Source organism: Dictyobacter kobayashii (genome assembly GCF_003967555.1).
GTDB lineage: Bacteria > Chloroflexota > Ktedonobacteria > Ktedonobacterales > Ktedonobacteraceae > Dictyobacter > Dictyobacter kobayashii.
The window spans coordinates 1,874,462-1,891,333 of sequence record NZ_BIFS01000002.1; the positions used below are offsets into that span (position 1 = coordinate 1,874,462).

Here is a 16,872-nt window from a genome sequence, read left to right on the forward strand (position 1 = left end):
AAAATTGATATAGGTAACATCCTTTTGCGCTGATTCATCTATTCTTCCTCTCATTATCATTTGAAATTTGGGGATAACAACTCAAATTCTTACCTGCTTAAAAGATGAATGCAACAGAACCATAATTATTCATATGCTCTGTTACATTCATCTTTTCTATCTGCAGCTTGTTGCCCTTTATTCTCTTCGCAACCATTCCAAATATCGCATTGTTATGTTTTATCATTTAGACAATTCTAAAACATGCTTAAATGATAAAACAATTTGTTTACTGAAACAAGGAAAAATTATCTGGAATGATAAATGCAAGGGTAGGAGGGAGGCTTAACAGATAAATAGGGGAAGTACTAACTGCTAAGGTTGAAGTGTTACTCAAATCTGTTTCTGGCTTAAGAAAAGCTCCCACAACAGGTAAATCTGTAATAAGCTGGGTACATCCTGCTCCTAACGAAAAATTTCGTACCCAACCACCTAAGTAATCATGTTCCTTTATATCACTTAAGTGACAGGCTGCCTGACCATTAGGATCAATCTCATTGACAGGGTCATTATCTGCATACACATAGGGGTTGGCTTTCAACGTTTCCTGCAGGGTACCACCAACGGGGGCGCGCTGCGTCCAGCGACCGAAGATGGGATCGTAGTACCGGATGCCGAACTTGGTCAGCCCGGTGTTGCTGTCGTAGTAGCCGCCGGCATACTGCCAGGGGTTGACGATTCCGCTCTGGACGTTGCTGCCGGAAATGCTGCCGAGGGGATCATCGTCGTAGCTGGCCACCAGGTTACCCGCACTATCGGTCATGCCCACGATCGAGCCCTGCCCGTTGAACAGGTAGTAGTAGACCTTGCTCGCCGAGGGGATGGGCCAGATTGCATTGCAGAGATGCCATTCATCTCTGCATTCTGGAACAGCCTGTGAAGCCAAATTAAATTTTCACTGCGGGATGTGGGTTTCTAATGTTTTTTGCAGGATTATTATTGTACTTTATAATTTACTGCGTTTATATTTAAGGTAATACATACAAAATATAATTAATAATATTATGAAAAGTATAACCCATATTATCCATTTATTTGTAGATGGATAATATGCAGAAACCAGAGAGAAACATACAAATAACCAAGTACAAACTACTATAAACTGAGAAATCAGAATTATGTTTCCAGAAAGATGAAACCATCTACTGATTCCAAAGATCACAAAAAAAAGGATGGCACATATAATGGTAACAAAAATAAACGGTGCCCCAAATGCTTCTAGCATAGAGTTGCCTTTCAATTATAATTAAAGCAGGGAGATCAACTGTAAATTAACTCGTATAATTACAATTAATCTCCACAATGCTCAAAACATCGGTCCTCTTTTAGAACACAAAATTCCCTATTTTGATTTTAATAATATCTTCTTGTGGCATTGATGGCCAACCACATTCAGGAGCAACCGCATTCCAACCGTTAAGAATCACACGATAATTAACATAAGCGGCGGCGAGTATAGCGACTCCAGCAAGTCCTAGGCCTACCACTGGTACTGTGAGACCCAACATTGCCAGACCAGTACCTATGCCAGTTGAAAGTATAACACTACCCACCGTGCCTAATCCTTGATTTAGAAGTGTACCTCCACAATCTTGTCGTCCAGTAACATCAAATCTGTTAACTGGATCATTTGATGCGTAGGTATACGGATTGGCCTTCAGCGTCTCCTGCAGGGTACCGCCGATGGGGGTACGCTGGGTCCAGCGGCCGAAGATAGGATCGTAGGAGCGAATCCCGAACTTGAGCAGCCCAGTGGTGCTGTCCGCGTAGCCGCCAGCATACTGCCAGGGGTTGTTGACGCCGGGTTGGATGACGCTGCCAGCTATATTCCCAAAGGGATCGTAGTCGTAGCTGGCGGCCATGTTGCCGGCGCTATCGGTCATGCCCACGATCGAGCCAAGGACGCCGAAGAAGTAGGAGGAGGCCTTTTCTGCCAGGGAACGATCTCGCAAAATCATTTTGAGTTCATCCATTGTGTAGTGTGGCTGTACCTAATTACTTTACGTAATATCATTCAATGGAAATTCATTATTCCTGCTTTTTAAACAGAGCAATAAAGAGCCAAATTCCAAAGAAGGCCATTAAGAACAAGAAAAAAGCCCATCCATAATAAGATAGGCTATCTCCTCGCATTCCACTTTTTATAAAAGATATTCCACCAAAAACAGTAATGATTATTTCAATTGCTAATAAGATGAGTAGCACTTTATTTTTCACTTATTTCTCTTTCTTCTTATTTTACTTTGCGTTTTATATAGACACTGAATAAATCAATACCTATATAAAACGCATGCTAATAGTTTCAAGTTTAATTTTCAGAATTAAGGAGCTGGTATCAATGCTTTTGCACCTTGATACAAAAATCCTGGAAGGACACCAAGGCTAAATCCAACGGTTCCTGAAAGAGATAGGCTATTCACACCTAAGGTGAGTTCAGCTAGGGGGCCAAAACCACCAGTTAACAAACCAACAAGAACCGTAGCAGCACCAAGTCCTGCACCAACTAGAGCCTGTCTTCGAACCTCATTTACGCTTACATGAGGATTTTCCATTACAGCTACGGCCGCACCTGCTGCGGCACCAGCAAATGCGCCTACAGCTACTAATGCAATTCCTACAAGTAGAGGGTTATCACCGCCTATATCGGTTTCATTGACAGGATTATTATCAGCATACTCATACGGGTTGGCCTTGAGTGTCTCCTGCAGCGTCCCGCCAACGGGCGTGCGCTGGGTCCAGCGGCCGAAGATGGGATCGTAGGGGCAGATGTCGAACTTAGTCAGAATAACTATATTGTAGCAATAACCACAGATGGAAACTCGGAGTCGGCAATATTTCGTTATAGCCTTATCTAGCCTACATATCTAACCATCATGTTACCTCTGCTATTAGGCATAGTAATCATCAAGTCATGATCACCGAAAAGGAAGGCTACAACAAATATTGTCTGCTCAAATTTGCTCACTATTAAGCAATTCACGACTTAGTAGACATAGCTAACAAAAGAGATTATGCTGTATTTTACTTTTTTCTATTTATGATAATGGTCGCAACAAGTAATGAAGTGATAGTAAGCAAAATTGCTAAAACTATAACAAACTTTGAAACTGGAGGATTATACTGGTTTAAAATCAATCCGATCCCCAATATTACTCCATTAACAATTATAATTAAAGCAATAGCTGTAGAACTTCCTAAATTGTCTTGTCTTTTTTTTAGCCGATTGAAGAAAAAAAACGAAAAGACAATGAGAAATACTATCATAGCAGTAATGAATAGAGCAGTATTCATACGAAACCTTTCAATAAAGGGTATTAAAAGTACACATGAAATACTCTCAATACCCTCTTTAAAACTACAATTCCTGTGTTAAAATTTAATTTAAGTGCAATCTTTTTGTAACTGCGACTCAATATACCATATTGCAACAGCTACACCACCAACAATCGCTAATCCAGCGATTAATCCTCCGAAGAAACTCACCCCGGCTCCCAAAGCAGCAAGTGCACCAGCACCTGCTGCTAAATCGAATGGAGCAGAAAGAAGTCCAACAACCGATGGAGCGAGAGCCATTACTATCTGTGCAACAGATATGCTACCAACCAATCCATTCACAAGAGAAGAACCCAAACAACTACCTAGAGTAGGTTGTTTGCCATTACCATCAGTCTTATTGACAGGATTATTATCCGCATACTCATAGGGGTTGGCCTTCAGCGTCTCCTGCAGGGTGCCACCAACGGGGGTACGCTGGGTCCAGCGGCCGAAGATGGGATCGTAGGAGCGGATGCCGAACTTGGTGAGGCCGGTGGTGCTGTCGTAGTAGCCTCCGGCATACTGCCAGGGGTTGACCACGCCGCTCTGGACGTTGCTGCCGGAAATGCTGCCGAGGGGATCGTAATCGTAGCTGGCCACCAGGTTACCCGCGCTGTCAGTCATGCCCACGATTGAGCCCTGTCCGTTGAAGAGATAGTAGTAGACCTTGCCCGCCGAGGTGCGCTCGCTGTTAAGCAGACCGCAGCTACAACGGACGTACTCGTAGGTCGTGCCTCCTGTCTTTTCCGTGCTCAGGCCCAGGCCGGTGTAGACCGTGCTGGTCCCATTGTTGGTGGTGCGCTCCGTCTGGCCGATGCCCGTGTAGCCGTAGCTGTAGCTCTTCGTCGAGCCTGACGCCGTGCCGCTGCCACTCACATCCTGGTTCGCGTTGTTATAGCTGTGCGTCTGGGCGTAGGAGAGCGCTCCACGACCATCGCTGCCATTGCTGATCGACGTCAGATTCCCATCGGCATCATACGCATAGGTGGCACTGCCCGAAGTCGGTTGGCCTGCATAGCTGCCGGTGCTGGTCGCCCCCGTCGGCTCGTTGTCCGCGTTATAGTTACTATACGTTGCCACGTTGCTGGAAGCTCCAGTATACTGCCTGGTCTTCAAGTTCCCGTTGGCGTCGTAGCTCAGGGACCAGTGCTGCACTCCGTTGTTGACATCCGTCAACTGATTGAGCGTGTCGTACTGGTAGTTCCAGGTCGCGTACTGGGTATAGTTGTTGGCGCTGTGGATCACCGCGCTCTTCATCACCTCCGTAGACCCATTGGAGGAGCCATAGTTGTAGGTGTAACCCGTGTAGTTCGTGGTGATACTGGACGTGCCGCACTGGCTCCCGTTCATCTTGCCGCCCTGGTTGCTCACCTGGCGGCCAGCCGCGTCGTAGCTCATGAGCATGCCGGTACCGTTGGGGTAGATAATGCAGTTCTTGCGGTTCGCGTTATCGTACCCGTAGTTGGTGACGGCGCTTCCTGGATCGGTCAACGTCGTCATCAGGTTGACTTCGTTGTAGCCGTATTTGGTCAGACCGGTGCCATCATTCAGACTGGTCAGATTCCCGATATTGTCAAAGGTACTGACGATGTTGGGACCACCCGGGATCTGCTTGTTGGTCTGCCGATTGAGCACGTCATAGGTGAACGAGGTGGTTCCGGTGGGATCGCTCTGGGTCAGCGTGTTGCCATCATCGTCGTAGCTATACGTGAACGTGCGGGCCGAGCCGGTTCCCTGGTTGTAGATGGTGCTGAGCACGCGATCGAAGACGTCATAGGTATAGGTCGTCGTGTTGCCGTTGCCGTCGGTCTCCGTGCTCAAACGACTCAGGGCGTCGTAGGTCATCGTCGTCTTGCCCATGGGAGCAGGCGGCGTGACCGAGGTCAGATTCCCCTGACCGTCGTAACCGTAGAGGGTGGTATTGCCATTGGCATCCTCACTCCCAGACGGCGTGCCATCCTGGTTGTAGGAATACTGCAGCTTGCTGCCATTGCTCTTGCTCCCGGTCGTATCGGCCTGAGACAGCAGGTTGCCATAATTGTCGTAGTTATTCGTCTTCACATTGCTCTGCGCATCCGTTGAGGTGGTGGGCAGATACTGCACATTCTGTTGCTGGCCGCCCGAGAGCGGTGAATAGCTGTATTTGGTCGTGGCCCCGGTAGGATCTTTAACCTGCGAGACCATGTTGTTGCTACTATTATACTGGAAGCTGGTTGGTCCATCGGATGTGATCGCATCCTGGTAGGTATTAACGTTGTAGGAGGTGGCGTCAAAGGTGCTGCTGGTGCTATGGCCCAGCGCGTCTTTGGTCGAGGTCACCTGCAGGTTGGCCTGGTACGTATAGGTGGTGGAATGGCTGTTCACGTCTTTCACCACGGTATTGCCGCTGTTATACGTAAAGGTCATCTGCTTGTTGTTGGCATCGGTGATGGTGGCCACCTGGCCGTTTGAGCCATAGGTGATCGTCGTCGTGCGCCCCAGCGGGTCCTTGATGGTGAGCAGCTCCGAGTTCCCGTCATAGGTAAAGATGGTCTGCTTGTTGTTGGCATCGGTGATACTGGTCAGGTTCGACTGAGCATCGTACCCATAGGTGATGGTGCGCGTCTTGCCGCCAACCACGGTATTGTCGACCACCTTCGTCACCTGGTGGTTGCTGTTCTGGGTGGCGCTCACGGTGCGTCCCTGCGTGTCGGTCGCTCCGGTCCAGTCGCCGTTGTCCAGGTAGCTATATTCGAGCTGGTTGTTATTCTTGTCCAGCACCTCGTAGCGCGTGCCCCACTGGTTGAACAGCCAGCGCTCGCCGGTCTGGTGGAACTGCAGGGTGTAGACTCCCCCATTCAGGGGCAACAGCGTCGCGTTCAGGCTGGGAGCATCTTTGAAACCGCCTTTGCCATCGGGGGCGAAGTAGGCCTTGAGGCCCGTTGGCAGATTTAGCGTGATGGCGCCGGTGGTGGAGAGATCATCCAGGTACAGGGAAGCTCCACGACCGGTAGTGAAGTTCCAGTTGGTGCCGTGATCGGCCAGCCACCAGTTAGACTGGCTGTTGTAGTAGCCGCCGATCGTGTTGTTGAGCCCCCGGCCCGAGATCTGCAGCTCCACCGTGTGTAGGACCAGGTTGCCGTTGGCGACGTTGACCTTCAGATCCAGGTGATCGGAAAGGGATTTGTCGATAAACGTGTAGAGCGACGAGTCGCCCAGGCCGTTGAGTGGTGTGCCGCTGCTGACCGGTGAGGCGGCAGGCGTCGCCATTTTTGCTTGTGTTTTCGGTTTGAATGGAGAGATGTGCGAACTGGTATCGTGGACGTTCGTGGGAACCGGTACGTTCCGCGTCGGGTTGCGCACCCCGCTATAGGTCGCGGGCAGACTGGTCTGCGGGAGCGCCTCGTTCGCGGTCGCCGCATAGGCCGAGGGAACGGATGCGACCACGGTGGTCAAGATCGCCCCTGTCGCCAGGCTAAGGACCAGCAAGAGCCGCCAGAGCGATGACCAGAATGGTTGAATATTTTTGGCGTGCGAAAGATCATTTGTCGCGGGTGGGGGGGTAATTCAGGCAAAAAGGGCACTGAAAAACGATCCATAGAGTGAAATCCTTTTCTCGTTACACTTATTCAAAAAAATAGCAGCAGAGGGGAGTGCCTCTATCCTCTCAGCACACACGTTGTCGAAATACGGCGCTGCATCTCACTGGCACCAGGGCACACAATGAGCTGGCATGCGTACCGCGGTGGAGGCATGCTGCTCCCTGGCTGGTCTCCATTCCTTTTGGACGACCAGCGGCTCCTGGATACCGACGTGAATGGTCGACATCCTGTCATTCGCGCAGCAGGGACATTTTTCATAAAACATGCAAAATAAAAGGTGATAAAATATGAAAGCACCAGAACCAAATCAAGAGAAAGAGTCATAGATTGTCTTTCACTTATTACTGCTTTCTCAAATATAAGGTAAAAAAAGGTACATGTCAATATATAGAAGTAATTCTCTAATAATTCTTATCTTACTCTAATATACATAAATAGGTGAGGGCACAATCAGAAGCTCAGTGACCGCAATGAAGGAGAAAAGAGGGTATGAAAAAGATAAGAACAGACAGTCACCAGAAAAACGAATGGCTGCCATGTCATGTGTGGTAAACGCATTTCAACGGAAAAACTGTCTGCTTTGGTACGACAGAAAGGATACCGTCATTGAGCACATTTGAGCTGATACGTGATGTAGCATGCTAATTGCATATCATGTCCAACTTTTGTGTCCGAGGCGGCTACAACGTTTGGTAAATCACAAAGGGCCTCCCTCTGGAAGAGGCAACGAAGTCAAAATTGTCTGAACCATTTGATAATTGGGAAGGAGCAGAAATCTTTGGTTGGAATATGAAGTTTCTCTACGCCTGGAAATAGGAGAGCTAAAAGTACCCAAAAACAAGCGACGGGCTGTGCTCTTAAGACCAAGAGCATCAGCCTGCTGAATCGTTCCTTATTGGAAGGATTTGCGACAAAGGAGATGTTGTTTAACTTCACGAAATCCGGCACGTTCGTAAAGGGTTCTCGCTCCCTGTTTGTTTTCGGCGTCTGTAAAGATACGCACTTTTGCGATTCCCTTGTTCTTAAATGCATGCAACGTTTCTAGAAGGAGGGCGTAAGCGATACCTTTGCGCTTCCAGGCACGTGCAGTCGAAACTTCTCGCACGTTCCCAATGCCGTTATTCACTTCACCCAAAACAATGGAAATGGGCTGATCTCTATACCAGGCAATGCGCCATAATTCAGGATCAAACGCTTCTCGGTAGACATTGCGCTTCAACCAGTCCTGAAAGTCTTCTTCACTTTCGGGGGTATCTTGCATATCGGCTTCCTGGCTCCTGGTGCCAATTCTGGCATCTTTTTCCACCTGATAGAGAGCACGATAATCTTCTGCGAGAGCAGGTCGTATCTCAACGCCTTCGGGTAGATCTGAACGCTGTTGCTCTGGAAAAGTTCTCAACTTCATATCCGATAAAGTAACTGAGGCGTGATATCCCGCGCGATCAATGAGGTGGCGAGCTTCTTTTTCTGTACTGGAAACGTTTGTCGCGAACATCCAACGATACTGAGGCGCTTCTGTCTCCGCTAACTCTCGAATACGCCCCTGAGCCCAGAGAAGGAGCGTTGTGCCAATTCCTTTCCCACGCCATTGAGGCAAGATCCAACCAAGATGAAGAAAGACATAGATCTGATTCCCCTCTTCCCAACGCCAGAACACATGTGCATAACCAATCACTTGATCGTCAAGTGTCGCAATCAGCATATCTGGCGTATTCACTCCCTGATGTAGATACATCGCTGAAAGTTCTTGCAAGTCAGGTGTATGTTCTCTAGGCGACTCCTCATCTATTTGATCCCACTCTCGACATCCCTCATGTACTGCAACCAACGCTGGAATATCTTCTTCTCCTCGAAACCGACGAAAAGCAAGGCCATGGAGATCAGGAATATGAGATACATATCCATCATTACGCATAAAAATCTCTTCTCCAATGCATATGTTTACTCTTATAATAGCATATGCTGCTGCCCCTATATAGTACTTCATCATGGCTGTTGCGCGAAGATATGCACTGTTTTTTTAGGATGTTACGTTCTTGACGCAGGATTTCATTCTCGCGTTCGAGGCGACGCAGTTTTTCTTCAAGTTCTTTCAGATGCTATTTTTTTGGAAATGCTTGATTGTTCAGGGATGTCAGCTTCCGGACAGCGATCCGGTTGTAATCGCGCCGGCACGCTCGTAATTCACGATAATGATGCCATTTGGGGAGACTTTGCTATCCGTTACCTTGAACGCCGCTGGAATGGTGCCATCGACAAACAACCGTTTTCCACTGCCCAACGTCAGCGGGTAGATCTTGAGCCAGAACTCATCGACCAAATCATGCTTCATGAGCGTCTGAACGAGATGTGCACTTCCGTAAACGTGCAAGTCCGGCCCTTCCTGCTGCTTGAGTTGGCTGACTTTTTCCGCAATGTCTCCGCCTAAAAACACGGAGGGCTGCCATTCGCTAGAAGTCATGGTATTCGAGGCAACGTATTTGGTCGCTGTAATGGCGCCCGGCCATATGTCGGCATGCTTCGGCCAGTAGGGTTCCCAAATTTCAAAGGTTTTGCGCCCCAACAACAGATCAAACGGCATACTCATCTGCTTCTTCATGACGGCTCCAAGAACATCGTCGGAATATGGAGCTTGCCACCCGCCATACGCGAAGCCACCACTGGTATCTTCATCTGGCGCGCCTCCGGCTTGTATGACACCATCAAGAGTGATGAATTCGAGTACAATAACTTTTCTCATGACCGGGTTCCTCCAACATCTGGCGACCATTGGTGCTGATCACGTGTGTTCATCGGTGTTTCCTTTTACATTAAACTACCTGCAAGTCCCTCTTGCATTCGGCATGACTGATGGAGAGCGTAGATTTTCTTGCAAGTTGCACGTCTATCTATTCTATTGGCAGATCAAGAAAAAATCTTCTCCCATCTTGCTCAAATTCTCAGCCCGACGCTTGCCTGGGAAAGATCAGCCGACGCGCCTGACCTGGCTTGACGAAAGCCTCGCATGGGTACTGACGAAGTCGCTGTCCTACGAAATTTACAACATGTGCATGCAACAGGCCGCTGACTTTCGCCTTTTTACGGCAGTCTGCGAACTCGATTCCCATGTTTCGCATCGCTTTCCTACCATTCACCTAAAAATCGTCGAACATTTGTTACGAAACTCTACCAGAATATCATATAATGAAAATTATCCAGTAATGGGATGGTGGCGTATCAGGCAACCAGTTCTCTTGTCTCGTGAGAGCAAGAGGAAGCTCTTTGATTGATCCTAAACCAACTCATCTGTTCCATTCGAGATACGCGGAGTTGTCAAGTGGCCTGGAACCCTGAATGGGATGATAGAACTCTTGCCTGCCACGCATACAAAAACGCATGCAAAAAGGAAATCTCTTCGCCACATGAAAGATCTCTCAACCAAATCTGCACGCCTCTCCATCGGATTGTCATTCTACAGTTTTGCTCTTGTTGGCTTGAGCGTTGGTATCGGCGGCGTCATTCTCAAAAGCCTGAGCATGTATTATCATGTGGGTGATGCCGTGCTGGGTACCTTGTTTTTTGTCTTATACTTGAGCTATTCCCTCTCCTCTTTTTTCTGTGGCCCGCTGGCCGAACGATTGGGCTTGCGCTGGCTTTTGATCATAGGCACCGCCCTCTTTCTTTTCAGTATGGTGGGCTTTATTCTTCAAGTCCCTTTCGCGCTGCTGGAGATTTCCTACGTTTGTATGGGCCTGGGTACTGGCATCATTGAGACTGGCTTCAATATTTTTATCAGTGCGCTTCCTCAGCGCACGTCGCTCCTCAACTATTTGCATGCCTTCTTTGTGGTGGGCACCATCTTTGGCCCGCTGCTAGCGACAGGCATTCTCGCCCTGCATTGGGGATGGAACATCATCTATGTGGTGCTGGCCTCTCTCGTCCTGCTGCAACTCGGCGGCACTGTGTTCTTCCTGGGTGTTCCTGCCGCTGAAAAAGGCCCTTCTCAAGAACAGGCTTCGACTCAACGCCCTGCCTTTCGGGGAGTGCTCACTCGGCGCCTGGTCTGGCTTAGCGCACTTTTTCTGCTGGTGTATTCAGGCGTGGAAATCTGTGCCGGTAGTTGGGGATACACCTATCTTGTGGATACCCATGCGTTCGGGTCTCTCGCGGCAGGCTGGATTATCAGTGGCTTTGGCCTTGGCCTGACACTAGGGCGTTTCCTGATCCAACCGCTGGCTGAACGCAAAAGGGTCAGCGTGACCACACTCATGTACATATTGATCGGTGGTGCGATCTTAAGCCTGCTGATCACGTGGTTGATACCGTTTGGCATTCTGACAGGCATTGGCTTCTGTCTTCTCGGCCTCAGCTTAGCCCCCGTTTATCCAATGACCATCGCTCTCGTCCCCAAACTCGTCCCAGAGCGCCTCGTCCCCAGCGCAATAGGTGTACTTGTGAGTGTGAGCATCAGCGGTCTCTCTGTCTTGCCCTGGCTTGCGGGAATTCTTGCTCAGTTTCAAGGCATCTGGACGCTCATGCCGTATCTGCTTCTCCTTGTCCTCATTCTGCTTGCCTTCTGGAGCTATCTGGCCCGAGAAATCGGCGTATTAGCAGTTACACAGAAAGAGCTGATCATCGCCTCAAAGGAGGATGCCTATAAATAAACTTAGAGGGCATGAAGCAAACACCAGATCAACTATGGACTGGCGTGAACAGTTGATCTGGTGCCAACTGCTGCACCCCGACAACGAAGTGCATGATATCCAGAATCGATCCAGCTACGGTCAGTTCCACGGGAGAATGCGACGATGGCCGTATCGGGGTGCCTAAGCTTGCTGCTTCACTGGCCCAGGCAGATGTGGCCCATGCCGCGTAGGGAACGAAGGTTGCCGCTCCCCGCCTGGCCGGACGGCGGCGAGCATTCCCGCTATTGATCGGGGTGACGGCAATCTTCTCGGCATAGGCCGCCACGAGCTTGCTCGCATCCACGGTCAAGACCACCTGCGGGCGGGGACCACAGGCGGCTCGCTGTCGATTGAGTCGCGCCGGGTCGAGCCAGAAGAAGACGCGGGCATTGATAAGAGCGTACCATTCGGATGGGGAGATGCCGATCAAGCAACTTGCCAGTGCCGTCGAAGGCATGGGACGCTGATCCCGTAGTTGAACGCCATTCGGTAGTTCGGTATGCGTCAATCGCTGGTGCTTTTCTAATCGTTCCCGGTCCTCTCCGAGGATGCCTGCGAGGCCCAGAAGGGTGCTGGCGCTGTGCAAGCCGTCGCGCTGGATCGCAGGCCAATTGGCGGCTTCAGCCATATGGTAGAGAGAGGTAAGCTGAATCATTTCTCTGTATTGTCTTTCTGGCCTCAAGATAATTTTTCTTGCAGAGCAACGTCGTGTGATTCTAAGCGTGATCGAATCTCCTGTTCATGCGTTTCTCCCCAGGTCGCGATGGCTGCGATCACTGGTTCGAGCGTCTTGCCAAAGATGGAGAGCGTGTACTCGACTTTGGGAGGAACAACAGGATATACCTTTCGCGTAATCAGCCCATCCGCTTCCAATTCACGTAACTGCTGTGTGAGCATCTTATCGGTAATATCGGGTAACATCCTTTTAAACTGACCAAACCGCATAGTCTGGTAGCGATACAATTTCCATAAAATACGTGGCTTCCACTTTCCAGCCATTAATGCCAATCCAGCATCGACTGGACATTGAAAGAAGCGATCTTCTAGCTGTGTTCCCATACTTTCCTCCAGGATAGTATCTACCTTTTTTGTGCGTTCTTGTGTTAAAGATAGCGCACTGGTATGCTTGCGTCAAGCCGGCTGATAATCGGCTATCACAGGAACGCGAGGGAATCATTCGTCCTTGCCGTCCTGAAAGGATTGAGAGGAATGTCAAAAGAAACACAGGCCAAAACGTTGAGAGAGCTGGACACGAGTGCGAGACACGCTAGTAAAATTGGATTTTGGGCAGCTCTAGTCGCGCTCATTGGGGCAATTGGTTATATCGTGAGCGTCCCCCTGCAGATTTTCAAGGTGGTGACTCCTTTGCAGGACTCAATCATCGCCTTTGTGTTTTCGCTCATTATCGCGACCCCATTCCTGATTGCTATGCTCGCCCTCCACTATACAGTTCCAGCGGAGAAGAAGTTCTGGACCCATGCAGCGGTCGCCTTTGCCGTCATTTATACAACATACAATACGCTCAATTACGTTGTCCAACTCACAACAGTGATACCGGCAGGCTTCTCCTGGACCTTTGACAATCAGCAGGGGACTGTAGGTGCTCTGAGCCTTCTCAATCAAACGCCCCATTCGCTCTTTTGGGACGTAGATGGATTGGGTTATGTTTTTTTGAATCTGGCGACCCTGTTTGCGTTTCCCGTCTTTAAGAAATATGGTTTACAACACTGGATGAGGGCGTTTTTCCTCGCCAACGGTTTAATCACACCACTGTTTGTCATATCCTATTTCTCCCCGACCTTCTCTGTGCCTATATTGCTCTTAGGGGGGATACCGTGGGCGATTACCGTTCCAGGGTGCCTGTTATTACTGGCGATATTCTTTAGAAGAAATTATGCATTCCACCAAATAAAGCAAGGCTAATAGGTGGTAAACGGTAGGTAGCCTTCCAGAATGACTGTTTGTTTTCCGGTCGCTGCGAACAGCGAAGCACCACCTGCGATGCCGGCACGCTCAACTATCTCTGGGGCTTGCAGTCTAGTCTCGAAAGCCTCCTGGGTATCATAGGCGAACCTGGTTACAAAGCGTTCTTGAGAGGTATCTACCAGACGTTAGCTACGAACCTTCCGGGGGACGCGAGCAGCTTTGTCCCAAAGGGTTATTAGTCGATCACGTAGGCGTAGTAGAGGAGGTCTTTGAGTTTTTCCTGGATGTCGTGGAGGCGGCCTTCTGAGATGTTGGGAAAGAAAGGGAGGGCCCCTATGCGATCATTATCCTGGGTATGTATTTTGTTGCCGGGATAGATGCTGTAGGCGCTACTGACAAACGGTGGTGGTATGGTTCCTCTCGATCGGAGTGTGGTGGATGTGGGTGCGGATCGCTTATACTGGATACTATTGTAGTATTTATGCATGGTATCCATATCATCTGGATTAGGTACGAAAGTGTTCGTGCCACGGCGTTTCCAGCGATATTTGGCGTCGAAGATTAAGACGCGGTTTGTGGTTCTCCTCCTTTATATACCTCGATGGCCATGTCTGGTGTGAGATGACCTCCATTGATTGTCGTGGAGACGATAGCCGGGAGCTTGAGGCCCCGCTCGGCTATGTTGTGATAATAGGGTTCATATTTGATTTCTATACGGGCGTCGCCTTTTTCCAGGACGATGCTGGCGGTGTTGGTTTTGACGCTGAAGTGGAAGAGGTTTTCGGTGATTTCAAATGTGCTATTGGCGGTCATCTGGTAGCCCTCTTTTTCCATGATATCGGTGACCAGGCGTGTGACACCAAAAATGCTCCACATTTCATAGAGGGCGCTGACCCTTCTGAGGGAGATGGCAGTGATATATTTTTCGGTCTCGATTGTGGTCTGGAGGCGCTGCTGAAATTGTAGATAGAGACGATAAAAGCGGCTATAGGCGGGATCTTTTTGTAGGACCTGGGTAGCCTGTCCGGGTATGCCGAGCGGTTGGGCCGCTTGCAAAAATAGCTCATTGGTCCAATACAGGCAGCTCTGCCTCATCTCTTTGCATTTCTCGATAGCCTGGCCTAGCCTGCCCATGAGTTGCTGGTCTTCTTTATTATGGTAACGGTTATAGGTGTCTTTAACTTTTTCTTTCTCTTGCTCGGCTCGCTCTTGTATGCTACCAAGTTTAGGGAGCAGTTGTTGTTTGATAAAGTGTTTAAGCAGTCGGTTCTCGTAGCTATCATAGCTCAGGTATGAGCGCCGGGTCATCCATTCGTGGGGGATGGATCGCGCTGCCTGGCCGTTGCGCGCAGGTATGGGTACTCTCGCCCCTGCTACAGGCTGCATTTCGGGTGAGAAGCGTCTGAGCTGTTGCAGTTTCTGTTGTACAAGTTCGGTATGCAGGGTGGTGTGTGGTGCCAGGCGAATACGCAATATAATGTCGCGCATCTCTCCGATAATCCTGCGTACCTGCTGGTAGTCATGCAGGGCCGAGGTCTCTCGGGTATGGGATGTATAGTTGGCGCGTTCCAGGGCCGGGGAATTGAGATGAAAGAGCAGGTCGATCGCGGTCCGGCTGAGCTCTTCTTTCATATATTCGTAGGCCTTTTGTGTGAATTTGTGGGGAAAAACACGCAGCCAGGTCTCTTGATCTGGCTGTCCAGGTGCTTTAGCGGTCACTTTATACAGTCCCGCATAATGGGTTGGATTAAATTTCCACAGACCATAATGTTCGCTCTCCACTTTTTCATCATCCAGGTAGAGCGAGACATCCTCAGGAGCATACGGAGTGACCTTGATGGTGTAGTCTCCGTATTCTTTTAGTTCGAAGTGCTGGTTTTCTTCTTCGGGACGAAAAAATATCAGGCGTCCCTGGATTGAGAGCCAGCTGTTAGCGCCAGAAACTGGTGTAGCCATCGCGTTGTAACCTGTATTTCATTTCATCCAGACGATTTGCGGTACGGGTAAGACCGTTGTTGTGGGCAAAGGTATGGAGTTCGTCTATGTTTTTCTTGATGGTTTCGGTGCCGCGTACACGGGGGAGGATGCGCTGCTTGACCTGGAGGTCAAAGGCGACGATTGGCTCTAGCAGATCCTTACTGTTTGCTATGTAGCGCTCAATGTCGTGCAGGATACGGAAACCCAGGCCCAGGTCGGCGCGGTTGAGTATTTTACTGATCTCGATCAGCTGTGGCCGAAAGGTGGTATCTCGTTGGGTGCTGACATAACTTTGCCAGGTATAGGCTGAGATGTTGAGTGGCGAGGGCGGGATCTCAGCTGGCAGGGGTGCTTTCTCCAGGTCAACGCTGAAGAACTCCAGTGTGTTGGCCCGGTCGATAACTTTGTCGCTGATGGACTTTGTGGTTTCGTCAACATTGATGGTTCCAGTAAAAAAGAGATTGGTGGGTAATTGGAGGGTTGGCTGCAAGCTTCCTTTTTCTTCCAATCGCTGGTATATATTGTCTCCCATCAAGCGCACGGTACGCTCTTCGGGATCATCCTCTTCCATGGCGCTCAAAAATTGTGAGAAGTAGTGTTCGACATGGGCCAGGTTCATTTCGTCGAGGCAGAGGAAATACAAGTTACCTGAGTCCTGGTTGGCTTTGAGGATAAAGTCTGCTGCTTGCTCTGTGATGTATTGGCCACTGATGGTATCAAAATAGCCGAGTAGGGCCTGGTCGCTATACCAGTTGGGACTGACGGGCAGGCGCAGATACTGTTTTTTATGGCCCAGTGCCTCGGCGTAGAGCTGCGAGAGCTTGGATTTTCCCGTGCCTGAGAGTCCAGCCAGTATAGCAAAAGGCCTGGTCTTCAGACAGATATGATAATTGTCGAGCGTTTCGCGTTCAAAGTAATAGCCTCGTTCTGCAATATAAGCTGCAATTGCATTGAGTAGTGATCTTTCTTCCATCCTGCCTCCACCCATCATTGTCTTTGTCACAAACGTAAGGTCGCTTTCTGTCAATTGTTGTGTGCTGTTCTGGACAGCATAGCGCTGAAGGGAAGGGATTGTGGCAATGTCAGCCAGCTTTATCGTTTGGTTGTAAATCTCATCTCGCTTCAGTGTGAGCGCACCTGTGCCACGGTTCTGTGCCTCGACAGTATAAACGACCGGCAAAATGGTTTTTTCTACCTGATCTTGAACCAGTAGGATACTATCTCCAACCTGCAGGTGCGTGGCATGCTGATTCAGCAGGAGGCGTGACTGCTGTGCTGAGATGTGTCTGGGGATGGAGGGTGAAGAGAGAAATAAGAGATAGGATTTACTCATATCCCAGCTTTCTATGAAATTGAATATATGGAATTAT

The 16,872-nt window shown here is 49.3% G+C and carries 16 protein-coding genes and 1 pseudogene; 3 read left to right on the forward strand and 14 right to left on the reverse strand.

The genetic code is table 11. The annotated features are described in order from the left end of the window. Positions 1 to 268 precede the first annotated feature (268 nt). From EL645_RS34635 to EL645_RS34655, 5 genes are all read right to left on the reverse strand, one after another. Positions 269 to 925, reverse strand: coding sequence for an RHS repeat domain-containing protein (locus EL645_RS34635; RefSeq protein ID WP_126556991.1), 657 nt, complete (start codon positions 923 to 925; stop codon positions 269 to 271). 439 nt (positions 926 to 1,364) lie between these two features. After that, on the reverse strand, positions 1,365 to 1,997 hold the full coding sequence (locus EL645_RS34640) for an RHS repeat domain-containing protein (protein ID WP_218032195.1): 633 nt from the start codon (positions 1,995 to 1,997) through the stop codon (positions 1,365 to 1,367). A 70-nt stretch (positions 1,998 to 2,067) separates the two neighbouring features. Further along, on the reverse strand, positions 2,068 to 2,256 hold the full coding sequence (locus EL645_RS34645; RefSeq protein WP_126556993.1) for a hypothetical protein: 189 nt from the start codon (positions 2,254 to 2,256) through the stop codon (positions 2,068 to 2,070). 104 nt (positions 2,257 to 2,360) lie between these two features. Beyond that, on the reverse strand, positions 2,361 to 2,591 hold the full coding sequence (locus tag EL645_RS34650; protein WP_126556994.1) for a hypothetical protein: 231 nt from the start codon (positions 2,589 to 2,591) through the stop codon (positions 2,361 to 2,363). 829 nt (positions 2,592 to 3,420) lie between these two features. Further along, positions 3,421 to 5,760 carry an RHS repeat-associated core domain-containing protein gene (locus EL645_RS34655; RefSeq protein ID WP_246035675.1) on the reverse strand — a complete coding sequence of 780 codons (2,340 nt, stop codon included), beginning with the start codon at positions 5,758 to 5,760 and terminating at the stop codon, positions 3,421 to 3,423. Positions 5,761 to 6,000: 240 nt separating this feature from the next. Here EL645_RS34655 and EL645_RS43440 point away from each other — a divergent pair, with 240 nt between their 5' ends. After that, positions 6,001 to 6,288, forward strand: a complete 288-nt coding sequence (locus tag EL645_RS43440; protein WP_246035676.1) for a hypothetical protein — start codon at positions 6,001 to 6,003, stop codon at positions 6,286 to 6,288. A gap of 747 nt (positions 6,289 to 7,035) precedes the next feature. Here the strand turns inward: EL645_RS43440 and EL645_RS44785 are convergent. The 3 genes from EL645_RS44785 to EL645_RS34665 form a co-directional block, all read right to left on the reverse strand. Next, the gene (locus tag EL645_RS44785; protein WP_281276452.1) at positions 7,036 to 7,161 is read right to left on the reverse strand and encodes a hypothetical protein; all 126 of its coding nucleotides are present in this window, start codon (positions 7,159 to 7,161) and stop codon (positions 7,036 to 7,038) included. Positions 7,162 to 7,827: 666 nt separating this feature from the next. After that, entirely contained in the window at positions 7,828 to 8,850 is a 1,023-nt protein-coding gene (locus EL645_RS34660; RefSeq protein ID WP_161977931.1) for a GNAT family N-acetyltransferase, read from the reverse strand. A 219-nt stretch (positions 8,851 to 9,069) separates the two neighbouring features. Further along, positions 9,070 to 9,675 (reverse strand): dihydrofolate reductase family protein, encoded by a 606-nt coding sequence (locus tag EL645_RS34665; protein WP_126556997.1) that lies wholly within the window; start codon positions 9,673 to 9,675, stop codon positions 9,070 to 9,072. Between the two features lie 661 nt (positions 9,676 to 10,336). On the opposite strand from EL645_RS34665, the gene EL645_RS34675 reads away from it, so the two are divergent. Beyond that, complete coding sequence (locus tag EL645_RS34675; RefSeq protein ID WP_161977932.1) at positions 10,337 to 11,578, forward strand: MFS transporter; 1,242 nt, start codon at positions 10,337 to 10,339, stop codon at positions 11,576 to 11,578. A gap of 28 nt (positions 11,579 to 11,606) precedes the next feature. On the opposite strand, the gene EL645_RS34680 is transcribed toward EL645_RS34675, so the two are convergent. Then, complete coding sequence (locus EL645_RS34680) at positions 11,607 to 12,254, reverse strand: DUF7002 family protein (protein WP_126557000.1); 648 nt, start codon at positions 12,252 to 12,254, stop codon at positions 11,607 to 11,609. A 23-nt stretch (positions 12,255 to 12,277) separates the two neighbouring features. Beyond that, on the reverse strand, positions 12,278 to 12,658 hold the full coding sequence (locus EL645_RS34685; protein ID WP_126557001.1) for a winged helix-turn-helix transcriptional regulator: 381 nt from the start codon (positions 12,656 to 12,658) through the stop codon (positions 12,278 to 12,280). Positions 12,659 to 12,808: 150 nt separating this feature from the next. Here EL645_RS34685 and EL645_RS34690 point away from each other — a divergent pair, with 150 nt between their 5' ends. Next, complete coding sequence (locus EL645_RS34690; protein WP_136625347.1) at positions 12,809 to 13,522, forward strand: hypothetical protein; 714 nt, start codon at positions 12,809 to 12,811, stop codon at positions 13,520 to 13,522. Positions 13,523 to 13,760: 238 nt separating this feature from the next. On the opposite strand, the gene EL645_RS34695 is transcribed toward EL645_RS34690, so the two are convergent. From EL645_RS34695 to EL645_RS34705, 4 genes and pseudogenes are all read right to left on the reverse strand, one after another. After that, complete coding sequence (locus EL645_RS34695; RefSeq protein WP_371865808.1) at positions 13,761 to 14,012, reverse strand: hypothetical protein; 252 nt, start codon at positions 14,010 to 14,012, stop codon at positions 13,761 to 13,763. 9 nt (positions 14,013 to 14,021) lie between these two features. After that, positions 14,022 to 14,087 (reverse strand): annotated as a pseudogene (locus EL645_RS46035) (hypothetical protein); the annotation flags it as partial. Continuing rightward, a complete protein-coding gene (locus EL645_RS34700; RefSeq protein WP_126557004.1) occupies positions 14,087 to 15,481 on the reverse strand; it encodes a DUF2357 domain-containing protein in 1,395 nt (464 codons plus the stop codon). The gene EL645_RS34700 and the pseudogene EL645_RS46035, both read right to left, overlap by 1 nt. After that, positions 15,456 to 16,835, reverse strand: a complete 1,380-nt coding sequence (locus EL645_RS34705; RefSeq protein WP_126557005.1) for an McrB family protein — start codon at positions 16,833 to 16,835, stop codon at positions 15,456 to 15,458. Before EL645_RS34705 ends, EL645_RS34700 begins: the two co-directional genes overlap by 26 nt. Positions 16,836 to 16,872 lie beyond the last annotated feature (37 nt).